Origin of the sequence: Mycoplana dimorpha (assembly GCF_003046475.1) — a bacterium.
Classification (GTDB): domain Bacteria; phylum Pseudomonadota; class Alphaproteobacteria; order Rhizobiales; family Rhizobiaceae; genus Mycoplana; species Mycoplana dimorpha.
In genome coordinates, this window is sequence record NZ_PZZZ01000003.1 from 176,539 (window position 1) to 194,780 (window position 18,242).

Sequence of the window (18,242 nt, forward strand, 5' to 3'; positions counted from 1 at the left end):
GCCTACTCCGCCGCCTCCATCCTTTGCATGCGCTCCAGCGCACGGGCATAGACGTCGAGCGCCTGCCGGCACTGATGCTCGAGCGAGAACTGCTGCGCCCGTTCGCCGGCCTGCCGCGCGAGTCGGCTCCTGAGCAGCGGATCGTCTGCCAGCCGGTCGATCGCCGCGGCGATCGCGGCCGGATCATGCGGGTCGGCGAACAGGGCGGCCCCATCCCACAGTTCCCGGTAGGTCGCGATGTCGGCGAGCACCAGCGCCGCGCCCTTGCGTGCCGCTTCCAGGGCAGCAAGTCCGAACGGCTCGTAGAGCGACGGCGAAACGAAGATCGCGGCGGTTTCCATCAACGCGGCGACTTCGGCGTGCGGAAGTTCGCCGGGCGCGCGCGCATGGGTGACTGCAAGCTGACTGCCCTCCGGGCCTGTGAGCGCCCCCGCCATCAGCACGGGGGTGCGGCACTGCGCGGCCGCCCGGTCGAGCGCCGCGCCATTCTTGCCCTCGTCCCACCACCTGGCGGCGGCCAAAGCGAAACCTTGCTTCGGATGCCGTGCGACCGGCAAACAGCTGGCGTTGTGGATCACCTCCAGCCGCGCCACCGGGCCATAGCAGCGCCGAAGCGCTTCGGCATGGCTGCGGCTCGGCGCAAGCACGACGTCCGCCCTTTCGAAGCCGCGCCGGTTGCGACGCTCGTGCCACGCCCAGCGCTCCGGGACGGGGCTGCCGTGGACAGCCTCGAACCAGGTGACGACGCAGGAATGCGACACGGCGATCACCGGCACCCGCACATCGAGTCCGGCCGCCTGCGAGGGCGCATTCAGGTGCACGAGGTCGATGGCATGGCGTTGGACGAGCGCTTCGATCAGCGCCGGGATGCGATCGAGTCCCTCTTCTCCGTCGCCGGTCCAGTCGAGATCGGCGTCGAGCCAGACCAGCGTGCCGATCGCCGACGCTTCTTTCGACTGGGCAACGGAGGGCTGCGGCCCGAAGCCGGCGAACACCACCGTGCATCCTTCCCGGTGCAGTGCGCCGGCGAGGTCCATCGCGTAGCGCCAGACGCCGCCGACCGCGTCGACGCTCATCAGCACGCGACAGCCGCGGGCGCCGTCGCGGCACCCGGTCGGCTGCCGTTTGATGCCGGGTGGAGCGTTCATGCCACGCCCCTCCTATGCTGCATCTCCGCGCGGTCAGGACAATTGTCGCGAATCCAATCGCAAAGGTCCGAAAGGCCCGGCCGCCAGCCGATCCGCGGCCGCCAGCCGATGGCGTCGCCCAGGCTCCGCGTGTCGGAAACGTAGTAGAGCTGGTCACCCGGCCGCCACGCCCGGTGCTCGCGGGGCACCGGATGTCCCAACAGGGCCTCGATTTCACTTAGGAGGCTCAGGAGGCTGACGGCATTTTCCGGGCCGCCGCCGAGGTTGAAGGCACGTCCGGCAAGCCTCTCTATCGACTCCAGTACTGACCGGTAGGCGGCCACCGCGTCCCCGACGTGCAATACGTCGCGTACCTGCCGGCCGTCGCCGTAGAGCGTGATGGTTCCCCCGGCGATCGCCCGCATCAGGAAGTGGGCGACCCAGCCCTGGTCCTCAGTGCCGAACTGGCGCGGGCCGTAGATGCAGCTCATGCGAAGCACCGCCGTCGGCAGTCCGAAGCTCGTCGCATAGTCGAGCACATACTGGTCCGCCGCGCCCTTGGAGCAGCCATACGGGGTGCAGAAGTCGAGCGGCCGGTCCTCGCCGATGCCGTGGAGGCGGATCGCCTCGTCGGTCGGCAGGTACTGGTCGCGCGCCTTGGCAATCTCGATGTCGCCGAGCGCGCCATAGACCTTGTTGGTGCTGGCAAAGATGACGGGCGCGTTCCGCCCCGCCTTCCGCGCCGCCTCGAGCACGTTGAGCGTGCCAAGGGCATTGACCTCGAAATCCTCCCGCGGCTGTGAAAGGCTGGTCGTAACCGCTGTCTGTGCGGCGAAGTGGAAGATCGCCCGGGCATCGGCGAAGGCCGGTGTGATCGCCGCCCAGTCACGGATGTCGGTGATTACAGGATGAACGCGTGCCCCGTGCCGTTCCTTCAGCCAGTCGAGGTTTTTCTCCACGCCTGCGCGGCTAAGATTGTCCAGCACGATGACATCTTCGCCGTCCGCAAGATAGCTGTCGGCCAGGTTCGAGCCGATGAACCCGCTGCCGCCGACGACGAGGACGGGAGCCGCCCCTCCGTTGAGAGCGGGCCGGGCCAGCGCCCCTGCCTTGCCGCGCATTTCATGTGAGAGGTTTGTGCCCGTCATGAAACCAGCCCCCGTTCTTCCAGCTGCCGTCTCATCTCCGGCCCGCGGTCGATGGCACCGCTCTCCCGAACCCAGCGGGCGAAGTCCTCCAGTGAGCCTTCGAGCATGTGCTGCGGTTCAAAGCCGAGCAGGCGCTTGGCCTTGGAAATGTCCGCAAAGCAGTTGCGGATGTCGCCGCTGCGCACCTTGCCGGTGATCTCCGGGGCGATGTGTGGCACGCCCATCTCGCGCGCCAGCAGCCTGGCGACATCTGCGATGGAATAGGATCGCCCGCTGCCGATGTTGATCGCTTCGCCTGCCGCCTGCGGCTCGTCGAGCGCCAGCCGGAAGGCGCGGGCGACGTCGCGCACGTGCACGAAGTCACGTCGCTGGCGCCCGTCCTCGAAAATGGTCGGCGGCTGGTGGTTGGCGAGGCGCGAGGCGAAGTTCGCAAGCACCCCGGTATAGGGATTGGAGAGCGCCTGTCCGGCGCCGAACACGTTGAACAACCGCAGCGCCACGGCGTCGACGCCATAGGCGCGACCGAAGATCAGCACCTGGCGTTCCTGGGCGTATTTCGTCAGCGCATAGATCGACTGGAGATCGGCGGGCTTCGCCTCGTCGGTGGGAACCGGCGTGACCGCGCCGCCGTCCGGTCCGGCGGGATCCCATCCGTGGGCAGACGTGGACCCTGCGGAACGGCGTACCACCTCCAGCCGATCCCCCGCTTCGTTTACGTAGCGACCCTCGCCGTAGATGCTCATGGAGGAGGCGACGACGACGCGCTCGATCGGGAGACCGATCATCGCCTCGAGCAGCACGGCCGTGCCGAGGTCGTTGGTGCCGACATAGCGCGCGATCTCGTACATCGATTGGCCGACCCCGACCTCGGCGGCGAGATGCAACACCTTGGTCACTCCGTCGAGCGCCCGGCGCACCGCGCTGCCGTCGCGCACGTCGGCGCGGACGATCTCGGCTCCCGCCGGCACGTCTGTATCCGCGTCCTGGTGCACCTGTGCGATGAGGGCGTCCAATATTCGTACTTCATGTCCGCCGGCGAGGAGTTCTTCGACGACATGGCGGCCGATGAAGCCGCAACCTCCGGTGACGAGTATCCGCTTCATATCAAGTCCTACGTGTCAGGTACAAACGTTATGGGTGCGCCAGAACAACGGCATCCCGTGAATGTTCCATTGCAGGTTCTTTGTAGTGGCGGGTCCCGGCCGGACGCGGGAACTGTTCGGCGTACGCCGCGTTGGCGGAGTCGTTGAATTCTCAAAGCGGATGTCGCGTATGGAACGCCCCCCAAAAATTGCTGAAGCCCCGTCGTCCGATGATCCTCCGGCGGACGATGGACGGATTTCGAGGGTGCTGGATCGCAATATCGACGTCCTGCTCTCCCGCCAGGACGCCGCGGAAAGCGCGATGACGCTGCAGACACGCGTCGCCGACGCGATAACCCGGTTCGTGGGCAGCATGCCATTCGTCTATATTCACCTGGCGGCGGTGGTCCTCTGGGTGCTGGCAAATGTCGGCTGGCTGCCGCCCATTCCCGTCTTCGATCCGTCGTTCGTGATGCTCGCGATGATTGCCTCGGTCGAGGCGATCTTCATCACGACCTTCGTGCTCATCAGCCAGAATCGAATGATGGAGATGGAAAGCCGGCGCGCGGACCTCAATCTGCAGATCTCCCTGCTCGCCGAGCACGAGACCACGCGCCTGATCGCCCTCGTCTCTGCCATCGCCGAGCGGCTCGACGTCGAGACTGACGTCAATCCGGAGGAACTGGACGACTTAAAGCAGACCGTCTCTCCCGAAGCGGTGCTCAACCAGATCGAGCGCAAGCGCAAGTCGGATTGAGGCTGCATCTTCTTTGTACCTCGCGGGAACCGGGCAGCGACCTTCGAGTTATGAGCGCATTCGGACGGCGCGTCGGCGAAGGGACCTGCGACATGAACGTGACCACAGTGGCGCGAGAGATGAAGGCGGCGATCGTCACCGGTCCGGGCAGGATGAAGGTCGAGACGCTGCTGGTCCCTGAACCCGGGCCGCGGCAGGTCCGGATCCGGCTGGAAGGCTGCGGCGTCTGCGCCTCCAACCTGACGCCCTGGGCCGGTCCGGAATGGATGATTTTTCCGACCGAGCCCGGCGGACTCGGGCACGAGGGCTGGGGAAGGATCGACGCGGTCGGCGAAGGGGTGCGGGACATCCACATTGGCGAGCGCGTCGCCGCACTCTCCTATCATGCCTATGCCACTCACGATCTGGCCGATCGGTCGGCGATCGTGCCGCTGCCGGCGGAGCTCGACGGCATGCCGTTTCCAGGCGAGCCGCTCGGTTGCGCCATGAATATCCTGCGCCGGAGCGGGATCGTCGCCGGCGAGACGGTCGCGATTGTGGGCATAGGCTTTCTCGGAGCGCTTCTGACGCAGCTTGCGTCTGCTGCCGGCGCAAGGGTCATCGCGATATCGCGCCGCTCCTCGGCGCTGGCGCTCGCCGAAACAATGGGGGCGCGGACTTGTATCCCCATGAGCGACCATGCCCGCATCATCGGTGAGGTCCGCGACCGCACGGAGGGTCGCTTCTGCGATTGCGTCATCGAGGCGGTCGGCAAGCAGTGGCCGCTCGACCTTGCCGGTGAACTGACGAAGGAGCGCGGCCGGCTGGTCGTGGCCGGCTACCATCAGGATGGTCCCCGGCAGGTCAACATGCAGCTCTGGAACTGGCGCGGCCTCGACGTGATCAACGCCCATGAGCGCGATCCGGCCGTCTACGTGCGCGGCATGCGCGAAGCGGTCCAGGCGGTGGTTTCCGGCCGCCTGTCGCCCCTTTCCCTCTACACCCATACCTTCCCGCTCGATGAGCTGGACACGGCGCTCGACATGACGCGCGATCGTCCCGAGGGCTTCGTCAAAGCACTGGTGGACTGCACATGAGCGAACCGCCAGCCAGCGTCGGCCCCGCCCGACCTCGCCCCTTGCGGCTCGGCTTTGCCGGCGTCGGCTGGATCGGCCGCCACCGGATGAAGGCGATGCTGGAGACCGGCCTGGCGGAGGCGGTGGCGCTTTGCGATCCCGCCCCTGCGATGCTTGAAGAAGCGCTGGCGATCGCACCCCTTGCGACCGTCGTCCCTACCTATGGATCCATGCTGGAACACGGGTTGGACGGCATCGTGATCGCCACGCCGAGCGCGTTGCACGCCGAGCAGGCGATCGCTGCGCTCGACACCGGCCATGCGGTGTTCTGCCAAAAGCCGCTGGCGCGATCGCGTGAGGAAACCCGCCCGGTGATCGAAGCCGCCCGGCGATCCGACCGGCTGCTGGCCGTCGATTTCTGCTACCGGCATACCGTCGGCATGCAGGCGCTGCGGAAGCTGGCGTCCGACGGCAGCCTCGGCCGGATTTTCGCCATCGACCTGACGTTCCACAACGCCTACGGCCCCGACAAGGACTGGTTCTATGACAAGGCTCGTTCCGGCGGCGGGTGTGTGATCGACCTCGGCGTTCACCTGGTCGACCTTGCCCTTTGGTTGCTCGACTTTCCGCAGGTAGTCTCCGTCGACAGTCATCTCTTCCATCATTCCCGGCCGTTACCGCCCGGTTCTGACGAGATCGAGGACTTCGCGGTGGCGACGCTCGGGCTCGAAAGCGGCGCCGTCGCGCGCATTGCCTGCTCCTGGCGCCTCCACGCCGGCCGCAACGCGGCCATTGGCGCAACCGTCTACGGCTCCGAAGGCGGCGGCCGGTTCCACAATGTCGACGGCTCCTTCTACGACTTTGCGGCCGAGCGTTTCGACGGGACGAACTCTGTCCCCCTCACCTCTCCGCCCGACGACTGGGGCGGCAGGGCGGCGGCGGACTGGGTGCACCGGGTCGCCGACGGCGCCCGCTTTGACGAGCGGTGCCTCGAGTTGGAAGCGGTGGCCCGGGTCATCGACGCCATCTACGGACAATGATTCAAGCGGCAGCCGAACAAATCGCGCCGGGCGCGGTTATCCATGTACGAAGACCCGGAGATGCGACGATGGCCCGTTCGGCAAGGAAGCAAAACCTGGACGCGATTGCCCAGCAGGAACAGGCGGACTACCTGCGCCGGACCTCGATGACGTTCCTTGAATGCGCCATTCATCTGTGCGTCACCCACATGCCGACGAAGGAAGTAGTCCGCGTCCTCGAAACCCACGCCTGCATCCTCCGGGACTACGAGTAGGCTCGCCTGCAGGTTGGCGGAAGCGCGCTCAGTCGAGCAGGCGTGACAGCCGTTCGGCATAGCTCCGGACCATCGCATGCGCTCGGCCACGGTCGGCGACATCGCCGTTCTCGCTGGCCCGCCGCCAAAGCCCGATCTGGAAGGCGAGGTAGCAGGGCACCAGCATGTCGAGCAGTTCGGCGCACACCGTTCGGCCCGTTTGATGCGAGACAATGCCGGTGATCTCGCTGCGCTCGTCCGCGGAAAGGTCGAACTCGACGGTGGCTCCGGCAATGTCCCAGCCGATGTCCTGCGGTCCGATGAGATCATGGCCGGTGCTGTGGTCGAGCGCGTCAGTCTTGATCAGTCGACCGTCCGCTGTCAACAGCCATTCCCATCGGTGCAGGCGGTTGTCGGTATCGACGGGGATAAGCCGCCCCTCCAGCCGCTCGGCAAAGCCAAGTAGGCTCTTCAGGGCCGACGCCCTCTCCTGGCCTAGCTGCTCGCCGGTGTTGGCGAGCGCCATGGCGAACAGCCGGTCCGGGTCGGCGCCAATGGCCGGCGCCCGCAAATTGGCCGCCCGGAAGCCGAGATAGCGTCCGATCCGCTCCACCAGCTGCGTCCGCTCGAGGTGGCCGGCATCGACCGGCTGGCCGTCGATCCAGCGTTCGATGAGGAAGCCATGGCAGAGCCCGGCCACGGCCGGACAGAACCCGGCTTCGGCAAGGACGCGCGCCGTGCGCAGCTTGCGCACCCCGGGCTCGCCGATGCCGGCGAACCGCGCGCACCATGTCCCCGAGCGCGTCTGCGCCAGATATTTCCGCCGCTCGTGCAGGCCATCGATGGGCGGCTGCTGGTCAGCACCGGCATGGCGAAGCTCCCGCCACCTGCCGCCGCCGATGTCCCGCAAGGGTCGGACGAGCGGTCCGGTGCAGCGTGCGATCCATGTCCCGAGATGGTGGCGTGGATCGGCCGCGCTTGTCAGCATGTCGTCGAAGCCGACGACATGCTGCGCGGTCCTGTTCCAGTTGTCGCGGGTCTTCCGGCTCGCCCTCTCCCCGCACCCCCCTGCATGGCTGGGAAAGAAGTGGATGCGGCTCCTGCTGACGCCGTGACCGGTCAGCCAGTCGGCCACGCTCGCAAACGAGCTCCCGGAAAGCCCCGGCCCTTCGTCGACGACTGCGAAACACGCCTCCGGCTTCGCCAGCAGCCGCGCCGCCAGTCGCGGCCCGACGCGTAGTTCGCGCTGAAAGGGATGCCCGACCGGTCGGACGGTGACCGGCGGCGCGGCCCCCAGCGCAGCCGCGACGATGGCGGCCAATCCGGTGCCGATGCTGCGGATGCCGATCACGACGGTGTCCGCGGCAAGTCCAGACCGCATGGCGGCCTCGCCGTAGGCCTCCGGATAGAGCGCGTAAAAGGCATGCCCTTCCGGCTCCCTGATCCGAAGCCGAGCGTCCGTCGCCAGCGCCGCGAGTGTTTCCGGCCAATCGCTCGGCCACGTCAGCACGTTGGCAAAGCCGCTGTTCCACGATGCAAGCACGGTGCATGCCAGTTCCGTCAGCAACCGCGCGCACGCCCTATGCGTGTCCGTGTCCTCATCTGCGCCATTGCTCTCGAACTCGGCATCGGCGATCCCTTGTGCGAGCTGGCCGACGCGGAGGAAGACGTTGACGAGTGCGGCGTGGCGGTCCAGCCCGGCCGGCAGGCGCATACACACGGAACGGGCCGCTTCGATCCCGGCGACCAGGGAAGACCCCGTCTCGATCCGCTCCGCATCACCGTAAACCAGCATTGCCGCACTCCCTCCGTCGAATGTGTCCGAACATCCGACCGGCAGAAATGGTCCTCGTCTCCTGCGCCGCCGACGTGAAATATTTGCAGGGAACCATTCAGGGTCGAACCGGTTCGGTGAGGATTGTAGATGCCGGGGAGCGACGAAAAATGCGTTCGAGGAGCATTCGCATCGGGATCGTGGGGGTCGGCAACTGCGCCTCTTCCCTCGTCCAGGGACTGACCTATTATCGTGACGCCACCGACAACGAGCCGGTACCGGGCCTGATGCACGTCGATCTCGGCGGCTATCGGATCGGCGACATCGAGGTTGTCTCCGCCTTCGACGTCGCCGCTGCCAAGGTCGGGCGCGACGTCGCCGAGGCCATCTACGCGCCGCCCAACAACACCCACCGCTTCGCCGCGGTCGAGCCGACCGGCGTTCGCGTCATGCGCGGGCCGACCCTCGACGGCATCGGCCGCTACCTGCGCGACGAAGTAGAGGAATCCGGCGAACCCGCCGTCGACGTCGCGGACGTCCTGCGGCGCACCGAGACCGACATCGTCGTCTCCTACCTGCCGGTCGGCTCCGAAGAGGCGACCCGCTGGTATGCGGAACAGGCGCTCGCCGCCGGCTGCGGCTTCATCAACTGCATTCCGGTCTTCATCGCCTCGAGCCGGGACTGGCAGCGGCGCTTTGCGGAAAAAGGCCTGCCGCTGATCGGCGACGACATCAAGAGCCAGGTCGGCGCGACCATCGTCCACCGGATGCTTGCCAATCTCTTCCGCGAGCGCGGGGTCCGCATCGACCGCACCTACCAGCTGAACTTCGGCGGCAACACCGATTTCCTCAACATGCTGGAGCGGGAGCGCCTCGAGTCAAAGAAGGTTTCGAAGACGCAATCGGTGCTGAGCCAACTCGACGTGCCCCTGCAACCCGGCGACATCCATGTCGGCCCGAGCGACCACGTGCCATGGCTCGCCGACCGCAAGTTCGCCTATATCCGCGTTGAGGGCACGACCTTCGGCGGAGTGCCGCTCAACGTCGAGCTGAAGCTGGAAGTCTGGGACTCGCCCAATTCCGCCGGCGTCGTCATCGACGCGATCCGCTGCGCAGCGCTGGCGCTGGACCGGGGCGTCGGTGGGCCGCTGGTCGGGCCGGCAAGCTATTTCATGAAATCACCGCCCCGGCAGTTCACCGACGCCGAGGCCCGGCGCCTGGTCGAGGAGTTCATCGCCGATAAGGACGGCGCGCTTCTGGGGGCGGCGGAGTGACCACGACCTTCTTCCTCGTCCGCCACGCCGCCCACGACGACGTCGGTCGCTTCCTTGCCGGCCGCGCCGATGGCGTGGCGCTGAGCGAACCGGGCCGAGCGCAGGCGCGCCGGCTCGGCACCCGCATGGCTCGCGAGGATTTCTCCACGATCTATGCCAGCCCGCGCCAGCGCGCCCAGCAGACGGCCGCAGCGATTGCCGCCGCCAATGGCGGCGGTCCGGTGCGCACCGCGGACGAGCTCGACGAGGTCGATTTCGGGCACTGGTCGGGAAAGACCTTTGACATCCTCAACGGCGATCCAGGCTGGCGGCGCTGGAACAGCCTGCGCAGCCTGGCCCGAACGCCCGGTGGCGAGACGATGCTGAACGTCCAGCAAAGGGCGTTCGCGTTCATCGAAACCCTTGCCGCCGATCCCGGCGACCGACGACTGGTCCTCGTCAGCCATGCCGACGTCATCAAGTCGGTCGTCAGCCATGTGCTCGGCCTGCCGGCCGACGCCTGGCCCCGTTTCGACGTGGCGCCCGCTTCCGTCACCACCGTGGTGCTCGGCGAATGGGGTGCCAAGGTCTTGACGCTGAACGAAATCATCCCGTGACACCAGGCAGGGGAGCGTGCCGCATGACCATGACCACCAGCGAAGTGCGCCGTCGGATCGAAGAGCTCGGGCCGTGGTTCCACAACATCGAGCTTGGTGGGGTGGCGACCGCCCCCGACCATTTCCTCGGCGACTATCCGCGCGTCAAGTGGCGCAAGTTCGCCGAAGCGCTGCCCCTGGACCTCACCGGCCGGACGGTGCTCGACATCGGCTGCAATGCCGGCTTCTATTCGATCGAGATGAAGCGGCGAGGCGCCGACCGGGTCGTCGGCATCGACTTCGACGACGTCTACCTCGCGCAGGCCCGCTTCGCGGCGGAGATGACGGGGGCCGACATCGAGTTCCGCAGGCTCTCCGTCTACGACATCGCGGCGCTCGGCGAGCGCTTCGACATCGTCCTGTTCATGGGGGTGCTCTATCATCTGCGCCACCCGCTCCTTGCCCTCGACCTGATCCGCGAACATGCGGCCGGCGACCTGCTCGTCTTCCAGTCGATGCAGCGCGGCGCCGCCGAGATCGCCAACGTCGAGCAGAATTATTCTTTCTGGCGGAGCGATCCCTTCGAGCGGCCGGATTTCCCGCGCCTGCACTTCATCGAGCATCGCTATGCGGACGACCCGACGAACTGGTGGATCCCGAATGCGGCCTGCGTCGAGGCGATGCTGCGCAGCTCCGGCTTCGAAATCACCCAGCATCCGGAAAGCGAGGTCTACATCTGCCGCACGGCCGAACGGCCGGAGCACGGCAGACCGGTCTATCCAGCCAAGGGGAGCCGCTCATGATGGAAGCAGCCATGATCTGGAACGAGCCGAACAACAAGTCGCACTGGGACCCGGAGATCGACCCGGACTGGAGGCTCTTTGCGCAGATGGCGATCCTGGCGGGCGATGCGATCGCCGCCGCCGATCCAGGGCTGACGCGGGTGCTCGGCGGCATTTCGCCGATCGATCCCGGTTTCATCGGCCGCATGAAGGACTACGGCGTGCTGGATCACGTCGATGCGGTCGCAGTGCATGGTTTTCCGCTCGACTGGAACCTCTGGCAGATCGGCGAGTGGCCTCAGAGGATCCAGGAGATCAGGAGCGTCACCAGCCTGCCGATCTGGGTCAGCGAGGTCGGCGTCTCGAGCTTCGGCGCCGAGGAGGTGCAGCGCTGGGGGCTCGAGCGAACCGTCGCTCTCCTGAAGGGAAAGGCCGAACGCATACAGTGGTACAGCCTCTACGACCTGCCGCGCGCCTGGGAAGCGACGACGCGCCACCGCGAGGCGGAGGGTTCCTCCTACTACCGGCATTTCTACATGGGGCTCCTGCGCGAGGACGGCTCGCCGAAGCCGGCGCTTCAGGAATTCATCCGCCACACGCCGGAAATCGGCCTGGTGCAGTGGTTCCATTTCGAGGACCCGCGGCTTGACGACGCCGTGGCCTGGATGAAACAGCTCGGCGTCACCCATCTGAGGACCGGGCTCTCCTGGGCCGACAGTTTCCGGCCGGGCGCGCTCGACTGGTTCGATCGCCAGATGGCGGCGCTGGAGGATTTCGACGTCACCGTCACCTTCTGCTTCACGCCCGAGCATCGGGGGCTCGCGCCGCACCACACAAGCGCCCCGATCCATCCGGAAGAATTTGCCGAGTTCTGCGCGCGGATGACCGAGCGCTATGCGCCGGGCTCCCGCCGCTGTCCTGCCGCAGCCGATGGTTACGGGTCGCGCCCTTCCATGCCGCTCCAGCCCAGCCGGTCGAGCAGCGATCCCAGCCAGCCGCGCCCATAGGCCAGCCCGTGATAGAGGGAGAGGGCCGCTCTCGCCCAGCCGAGATAGAGGCCCGGCCACCGCGTGAGCCGCGCCAGCCGGAATACCCGGTGGCTCCATCGGCCGATCTGCCGCCGCATTGCATAGATCAGCTTCCGGCGGGCGGAGAGCCCTTTGTCGCCCGGCTCGACCCTCTTCCTCGGCAGGACCGGGCCGCGAAAGCGCTGCAGACGGTAGGCCAAGCCCTCGCGGCGATGGCGCAGGCCTGCCGCCTGCGTGCGTGCCACGAAATCGGCGTCCACCTCGGCAAGCTCGAGCCTGCCCTCGGCGGTCCCGGCCCGTAGCAGAGCGTTCAGTTCTCCGGTGCGTACGATCACGACGTTCGTCCCCCGGCCGTCGGAGGAATAGGGCTCCACCCAGGCGTCGCCGAAGGAGATGTCGGCAGTCTCGGCGACGACGTCGTCGCAGAAATCGCAGGCCTGGTTCTGGAAGAACCCCGCGCCCCAGTCGCCGTCCGCCATGTCCCACCAGTAGCGCCGTCGCCTGCCGCCGTCGCCAAGGCTCAGCTCAGCGACATACCAGTTGGCCGGCTGATCGGGGCGCTTCAACCGGTAGTCCACTCCGCGCACCGTTTCCGGCCGCACGCCCATTTGCCAGGCAAAGCTCTCGACGAGGCGCAGGCTCTTCATGTGGCCGCAGAAGAGCCCGAGCGTTAAGGTCACGCGCTGTGCCAGTAGCGGGTCGACCCGGCCGGCCAGGTGAAGCGCCTTGATCATGCAGGGAATGCCGACGACCGCATAGCGACCGGGTCGCGCCCGCATTTCGGCGATGACCCCGGAGAGCTCGACGGGATGGTAGCGCGACTTCGCACCGGCGCGGATCTCCCGTTCCGAGCGCGAGATCCGGTATTTGAAATACCCGTCTGCCGATCCTCCCCCGTCGGTCGGCGCCGCGTGGACGATCCCGTCGACGATCCCCGTGCGCAACAGCTCGACGGCGACCCAGCTGACCAGCCCGCCGGAACTGCCATCCATCCGGAAGCCAGTCTCGGCGACATGCCCCACATAGGCCGCCTCGAAGCGGCCGATCCGCCGGTCCATATGCGAGGCGCCGGCAAATCGCTCGCCCGCCAGCTCGTCCTCATTCGGTGCCAGCGGCGAGAACGGACACAACCGCTCGAAATCCGGATCGGCCATGCGCCAATCCTTCGGACCATGCGGCTTGAACTGGCCGTACCGGTCCAGTCGCATCTGCGCCCCTGCGGGTCCATGCGCGACGCAGGCGCCGCACCCGATGCAGAGGCCGGACGAGACGATGTCTCCCGGGCCGATCGCCCGCGTGGCCGACCGTTTGGGCGGCGAAGCCGCCGGCGGATCAATGGAGGACACGGTCGAGATACTCCGACGAGGCGCGGCGCAGATCCGCGATACGCTGCGCAACATTCCGCCCCGGCGGTGCGTCGAGCAGGGCGGCGATCGCGCCGGCTGGCGTCTCCTTGGAGATTACGCGGTTGTCAGCGCCGATTGCCTGCGCCAGGTCGCAGACCTTGTTGGACCGGTAGCTCGATGGCTCGCAGATGTACGGTCGCTGGTTCAGGAGCGCAAAGACGCAGCCGTGGAAGAAATTGGTGGCGATCGCCGTTGCGTTTGCCATGAAGGCGGCGAAGTCGTCCGGCCCGGCGTCTATCCACTGGCTGTCCGCCCAGTCGTTGCGATAGCCGATGCTGACGACCGGAATCGAGCGCCTGTCGGCCCAGAGCCGCACCGCTCGGCCAAACTGGCCGGTGAATCCGTGCCCGTAAAGAGCGAGGTAAGGCCAATCGGCCGGCAGTGCCGCCTCGCTTTTGATATGTGGCGCGAACTGGAGGCATGGATCGAGCACGAGCGTCGTCGACCGGCCCAGCGCCTCGTCCACCATCCTTTTCGAGTTGCTGTCCCGCACGGAAACATGCTCGAAGCGCCGCAGCCGGCGGCACCAGTCTTTGCCGAGCCCGTCCGAGGCATTCTGGTTGCCGAAGCTCGCGGCGTAGGAGGCCAGCCTGCCGGTTGAGAGGCCGTCGCCGTAGAACAGCGGCTGACCGCCGTACCAGGGGTGGCGAAGGTTCCACACCTCGTCGCTGCCGACGAGTACCAGGTCGTGGCCTTGAGGGATGCAGTTCCCCTCGAGCCCAAAGGCATCGCTAAGCGGCAGGGCCGAAATCGCCCGCAGGAACTTGCGGACCTTGGCGGCATGACGGTCGGCGTCGAGGTGGCCGGACAAGGCCGGCCGTTGCGGGTGCAAGGCGCAGCGCCACTCCTTTCGATCGATGCGAGCGGACCTGTGGTCGAGTATGTAGGCCTGCAGTCCCCGCTCCCGCAGCCCCTCGACGAGGCAGCGGGCCTGCCAGTAGGAGCCGTAGTTGATGCAGCGATGAAAGGTCAGCACGCCCACCGTTCGGATCATCGAACCTCCAGTCGATTGGCCCGGATTGCCGGTTCGAACCCGAGGCGCCGAGCTTTGTTCCTTGCGTTTCCGGGAGCGCGAGTTCACGCTATTCCATAAAGATATATTGACATAAAGATATCTTTATGTGATCTGCCGCTCCAGATAATCTGTATTGGAGAGCTGTGCCATGCCATCGGTCGACCTCGACGACCTGTTCGGTCCCGAACTTCCACCTCGCAATGGCAAGGACATCGCCGACGCGCTCCGTTCTGCCGCAAGCACGCGCATCCTCGTCCTTGACGGCGCCATGGGCACCGAAATCCAGGGGCTCGGCCTCGGCGAGAGTGACTTCCGCGGCGACCGCTTCGGTGACTGCGCCTGCCACCAGCAGGGCAACAACGACCTGCTGACGCTCACCCAGCCGGCCGCGATCGAGGACATCCACTATCGCTACGCACTGGCCGGCGCCGATATCCTCGAGACCAATACCTTCTCCTCGACCCGCATCGCCCAGGCCGACTACGGGATGGGGGACCAGGTTTACGAACTCAATCGCGACGGCGCCCGCCTCGCCCGCCGCGCCGGCCTCCGAGCACAGGAGAAGGACGGCAGGCGCCGCTTCGTCGCCGGGGCCCTCGGCCCGACGAACCGCACCGCTTCCATCTCCCCGGACGTCAACAATCCCGGCTACCGCGCCGTCGCTTTCGACGACCTGCGCATTGCCTATGCCGAACAGGTGCGCGGCCTGATCGACGGCGGCGCCGACACCATCCTGATCGAGACGATCTTCGATACGCTCAATGCCAAGGCGGCGATTTTCGCGACCAAGCAGGTCTTCGTCGAAAAAGGCATCGAGCTGCCGGTGATGATCTCCGGCACGATCACCGACCTGTCCGGCCGCACGCTCTCCGGGCAGACGCCGGAGGCCTTCTGGAACTCGGTCCGCCATGCCGCCCCCTTCTCGATCGGGCTGAACTGCGCGCTCGGCGCCAACGCCATGCGGGCGCATCTCGACGAGCTTTCCTCCGTCGCCGACACCTTCGTCTGCGCCTATCCGAATGCCGGCCTGCCGAATGCGTTCGGCAAGTACGACGAGACGCCGGAGCAGATGGCCGCCCAACTCGAAGGCTTCATGCGCGACGGCCTCGTCAACATCGTCGGCGGCTGCTGCGGCTCGACGCCGGCCCATATCGCGGCGATCGCCGCGGCTGCCGCCCGCCACGCGCCGCGGCCGATCCCGGATATACCGCGCTACATGCGCCTGTCCGGCCTTGAGCCCTTCACGCTTACCAAGGACATTCCCTTCGTCAACGTCGGCGAGCGCACCAACGTCACCGGCTCGGCGAAATTCCGCAAGCTGATCACCGCCGGCGACTACGCCGCCGCGCTCGACGTCGCCCGCGACCAGGTGGCGAACGGTGCCCAGATCATCGACGTCAACATGGATGAGGGCCTGATCGATTCCGCCCGGGCGATGACGGAGTACCTGAACCTGATCGCCGCCGAGCCCGATATCGCCCGCGTGCCCGTCATGATCGATTCGTCGAAGTGGGAGGTGATCGAGGCGGGCCTGAAATGCGTTCAGGGCAAGGCGCTGGTCAACTCGATCTCGTTGAAGGAGGGCGAGGAGGCCTTCCTGGATCACGCCCGGCTGGTGCGTGCCTATGGGGCAGCCGTCGTCGTCATGGCCTTTGACGAGAAGGGCCAGGCCGACTCCATGCAGCGCAAGGTCGAGATCTGCACCCGGGCCTACAAGCTCCTCACCGAGCAGGTCGGCTTCCCGCCGGAAGACATCATCTTCGATCCGAACATCTTCGCCGTCGCCACCGGCCTCGAGGAGCACGACAACTATGGCGTCGACTTCATCGAGGCGACCCGCCGGATCGTGCGGGACCTACCGCACGTCCACGTCTCCGGCGGCGTTTCCAACCTCTCCTTCTCCTTCCGCGGCAACGAGCCGGTGCGCGAAGCGATGCATGCGGTGTTCCTCTACCACGCGATCCAGGCGGGCATGGACATGGGCATCGTCAATGCCGGCCAGCTCGCCGTCTACGATGCGATCGACCCGGAACTGCGCGAGGCCTGCGAGGACGTCGTGCTGAACCGGCCGCCGAAGGCCGGCGGCACCGCGACCGAGCGGCTCCTGGAGATAGCCGAGCGCTTCAAGGGCACGAGCGGCCGGGAGGCGATCGAAAAGGACCTCGCCTGGCGCGAATGGCCGGTCGAGAAGCGGCTGGAGCATGCCCTCGTCAACGGCATCACTGAATTCGTCGAGGTGGATACGGAAGAGGCCCGCCTTGCTGCCGAGCGCCCCTTGCACGTGATCGAGGGGCCGCTGATGGCCGGCATGAACGTCGTCGGCGACCTGTTCGGCGCCGGAAAGATGTTCCTGCCGCAGGTCGTCAAGTCGGCACGGGTCATGAAGCAGGCAGTTGCCGTGCTGCTGCCCTACATGGAGGCGGAGAAGCTCGCCGGTGGCGGTAGCCAGCAGCGCGAGAGCGCCGGCAAGATCCTGATGGCGACCGTGAAGGGCGACGTGCACGACATCGGCAAGAACATCGTCGGCGTCGTGCTCGCCTGCAACAACTACGAGATCATCGACCTCGGCGTCATGGTGCCGGCGGCGAAAATCCTCGAGACCGCGCGCACCGAGAAGGTCGACATCATCGGACTATCCGGGCTGATCACGCCGTCGCTCGACGAGATGGTGCACGTCGCAAGCGAGATGGAGCGCGAGGGTTTCGACCTACCGCTTCTGATCGGCGGCGCCACCACGAGCCGCGTCCACACGGCCGTCAAGGTCCATCCCCGCTACGAAAAGGGGCAGGCGGTCTATGTCACCGACGCAAGCCGCGCCGTCGGCGTCGTCTCCAACCTGCTGTCTGCGGACGCAAGGCCCGGCTATGTCGAGGCGCTGCGGGCCGAATACCGCAAGGTCGCCGACGCCCACCTGCGTGCCGAAGCCGAAAAGCAGCGCCTGCCGCTGGCAAGGGCCCGCGACAACGCCTTCAAGCCCGATTGGCCGGCCTACCGCCCAGAGACCCCGTCCTTCCTCGGAACGCGTGTCTGGCAGGACTGGGATCTTGCCGAGCTTGCTCGCTACATCGACTGGACGCCGTTCTTCCAGACCTGGGAACTGAAGGGCACCTATCCGAAAATCCTCGACGACGAGAAGCAGGGCCCGGCCGCCCGTCAGCTCTTCGCCGACGCCCAGGCGATGCTCGAGAAGATCATCGCCGAAAAATGGTTCACGCCGAAGGCCGTCGTCGGGTTCTGGCCGGCAAACGCGGTCGGCGACGACATCCGGCTCTTTACCGACGACAGCCGGTCCGAGTCGCTGGCGACATTCTTCACCCTGCGCCAGCAGCTTTCCAAGCGCGGCGACCGCCCCAACCTGGCCCTCGCCGACTTCGTCGCCCCGCAGGAAAGCGGCCTTGCCGACTATCTCGGCGGCTTCGTCGTCACCGCCGGCATCGGCGAGATTGCCATCGCCGAACGCTTCGAGCGCGCCAACGACGACTACTCGTCGATCCTGGTGAAGGCGCTGGCCGACCGCTTCGCCGAGGCTTTTGCCGAGCGCATGCACGAATATGTCCGCAAGGAACTCTGGGGCTACGCGGCGGACGAGGCATATACGCCGCAGGAACTGATCGCCGAACCCTATGCCGGCATCCGCCCGGCTCCCGGATACCCGGCCCAGCCCGACCACACCGAGAAAACGACGCTGTTCCGGCTGCTCGACGCGGAAAACGAGATCGGCGTCAGCCTGACCGAGAGCATGGCGATGTGGCCGGGCTCGTCGGTCTCCGGCCTCTACATCGCCTCGCCCGAGAGCTATTATTTCGGCGTCGCCAAGGTCGAGCGCGACCAGGTCGAGGACTACGCGGCGCGCAAGGGGATGGCGGTTGCAGAGATCGAACGCTGGCTGGGGCCGGTCCTCAACTATGTGCCGGGGCCGGTGGTGCAAGCTGCCGAATAGTTGCCA

15 protein-coding genes are annotated in these 18,242 nt (G+C 66.7%); 9 read left to right on the plus strand and 6 right to left on the minus strand.

Features of this window, described 5'->3' with window-relative positions; translation table 11 throughout:
* Window positions 1-2 precede the first annotated feature (2 nt).
* From C7449_RS07770 to C7449_RS07780, 3 genes are read right to left on the minus strand one after another with little or no spacing between them, the layout of a single operon-like run.
* Entirely contained in the window at window positions 3-1,148 is a 1,146-nt protein-coding gene (locus C7449_RS07770) for a glycosyltransferase family 4 protein (protein WP_245414320.1), read from the minus strand.
* Complete coding sequence (locus tag C7449_RS07775) at window positions 1,145-2,275, minus strand: NAD-dependent epimerase/dehydratase family protein (protein WP_108002227.1); 1,131 nt, start codon at window positions 2,273-2,275, stop codon at window positions 1,145-1,147. The genes C7449_RS07770 and C7449_RS07775 overlap by 4 nt, the downstream gene beginning before the upstream one ends.
* Entirely contained in the window at window positions 2,272-3,378 is a 1,107-nt protein-coding gene (locus C7449_RS07780) for an NAD-dependent epimerase/dehydratase family protein (RefSeq protein WP_108002228.1), read from the minus strand. The genes C7449_RS07775 and C7449_RS07780 overlap by 4 nt, the downstream gene beginning before the upstream one ends.
* A gap of 169 nt (window positions 3,379-3,547) precedes the next feature.
* On the opposite strand from C7449_RS07780, the gene C7449_RS07785 reads away from it, so the two are divergent.
* The 4 genes from C7449_RS07785 (at window position 3,548) to C7449_RS07800 (ending at window position 6,463) form a co-directional block, all read left to right on the plus strand.
* Entirely contained in the window at window positions 3,548-4,114 is a 567-nt protein-coding gene (locus C7449_RS07785) for a DUF1003 domain-containing protein (RefSeq protein ID WP_108002229.1), read from the plus strand.
* Window positions 4,115-4,206: 92 nt separating this feature from the next.
* Complete coding sequence (locus tag C7449_RS07790) at window positions 4,207-5,190, plus strand: MDR/zinc-dependent alcohol dehydrogenase-like family protein (RefSeq protein WP_108002659.1); 984 nt, start codon at window positions 4,207-4,209, stop codon at window positions 5,188-5,190.
* Window positions 5,187-6,209 (plus strand): Gfo/Idh/MocA family protein, encoded by a 1,023-nt coding sequence (locus C7449_RS07795; protein WP_108002230.1) that lies wholly within the window; start codon window positions 5,187-5,189, stop codon window positions 6,207-6,209. The genes C7449_RS07790 and C7449_RS07795 overlap by 4 nt, the downstream gene beginning before the upstream one ends.
* A gap of 68 nt (window positions 6,210-6,277) precedes the next feature.
* Window positions 6,278-6,463, plus strand: coding sequence for a hypothetical protein (locus tag C7449_RS07800; RefSeq protein ID WP_108002231.1), 186 nt, complete (start codon window positions 6,278-6,280; stop codon window positions 6,461-6,463).
* A 28-nt stretch (window positions 6,464-6,491) separates the two neighbouring features.
* Here the strand turns inward: C7449_RS07800 and C7449_RS07805 are convergent, their stop codons facing one another.
* A complete protein-coding gene (locus tag C7449_RS07805) occupies window positions 6,492-8,237 on the minus strand; it encodes a hypothetical protein (protein ID WP_108002232.1) in 1,746 nt (581 codons plus the stop codon).
* Between the two features lie 149 nt (window positions 8,238-8,386).
* Between C7449_RS07805 and C7449_RS07810 the strand changes: the two genes are divergently transcribed.
* The 4 genes from C7449_RS07810 to C7449_RS07825 are packed head-to-tail and all read left to right on the plus strand — an operon-like array spanning window position 8,387 to window position 11,854.
* Complete coding sequence (locus C7449_RS07810; RefSeq protein WP_108002233.1) at window positions 8,387-9,490, plus strand: inositol-3-phosphate synthase; 1,104 nt, start codon at window positions 8,387-8,389, stop codon at window positions 9,488-9,490.
* On the plus strand, window positions 9,487-10,086 hold the full coding sequence (locus C7449_RS07815; RefSeq protein WP_108002234.1) for a histidine phosphatase family protein: 600 nt from the start codon (window positions 9,487-9,489) through the stop codon (window positions 10,084-10,086). Before C7449_RS07810 ends, C7449_RS07815 begins: the two co-directional genes overlap by 4 nt.
* Before the next feature lie 23 nt (window positions 10,087-10,109).
* Window positions 10,110-10,868, plus strand: coding sequence for a TIGR04290 family methyltransferase (locus tag C7449_RS07820; protein WP_108002235.1), 759 nt, complete (start codon window positions 10,110-10,112; stop codon window positions 10,866-10,868).
* On the plus strand, window positions 10,865-11,854 hold the full coding sequence (locus C7449_RS07825) for a glycoside hydrolase 5 family protein (protein WP_245414322.1): 990 nt from the start codon (window positions 10,865-10,867) through the stop codon (window positions 11,852-11,854). The genes C7449_RS07820 and C7449_RS07825 overlap by 4 nt, the downstream gene beginning before the upstream one ends.
* On the opposite strand, the gene C7449_RS07830 is transcribed toward C7449_RS07825, so the two are convergent.
* Entirely contained in the window at window positions 11,782-13,212 is a 1,431-nt protein-coding gene (locus tag C7449_RS07830) for a Coenzyme F420 hydrogenase/dehydrogenase, beta subunit C-terminal domain (protein WP_407070385.1), read from the minus strand. The genes C7449_RS07825 and C7449_RS07830 overlap by 73 nt on opposite strands.
* Window positions 13,208-14,275: a polysaccharide pyruvyl transferase family protein gene (locus C7449_RS07835; protein ID WP_170115827.1), complete on the minus strand. Its 1,068-nt coding sequence runs from the start codon at window positions 14,273-14,275 to the stop codon at window positions 13,208-13,210. Before C7449_RS07835 ends, C7449_RS07830 begins: the two co-directional genes overlap by 5 nt.
* Window positions 14,276-14,444: 169 nt before the next feature.
* On the opposite strand from C7449_RS07835, the gene metH reads away from it, so the two are divergent.
* Entirely contained in the window at window positions 14,445-18,236 is a 3,792-nt protein-coding gene (gene metH / locus C7449_RS07840) for a methionine synthase (protein WP_108002237.1), read from the plus strand.
* Window positions 18,237-18,242 lie beyond the last annotated feature (6 nt).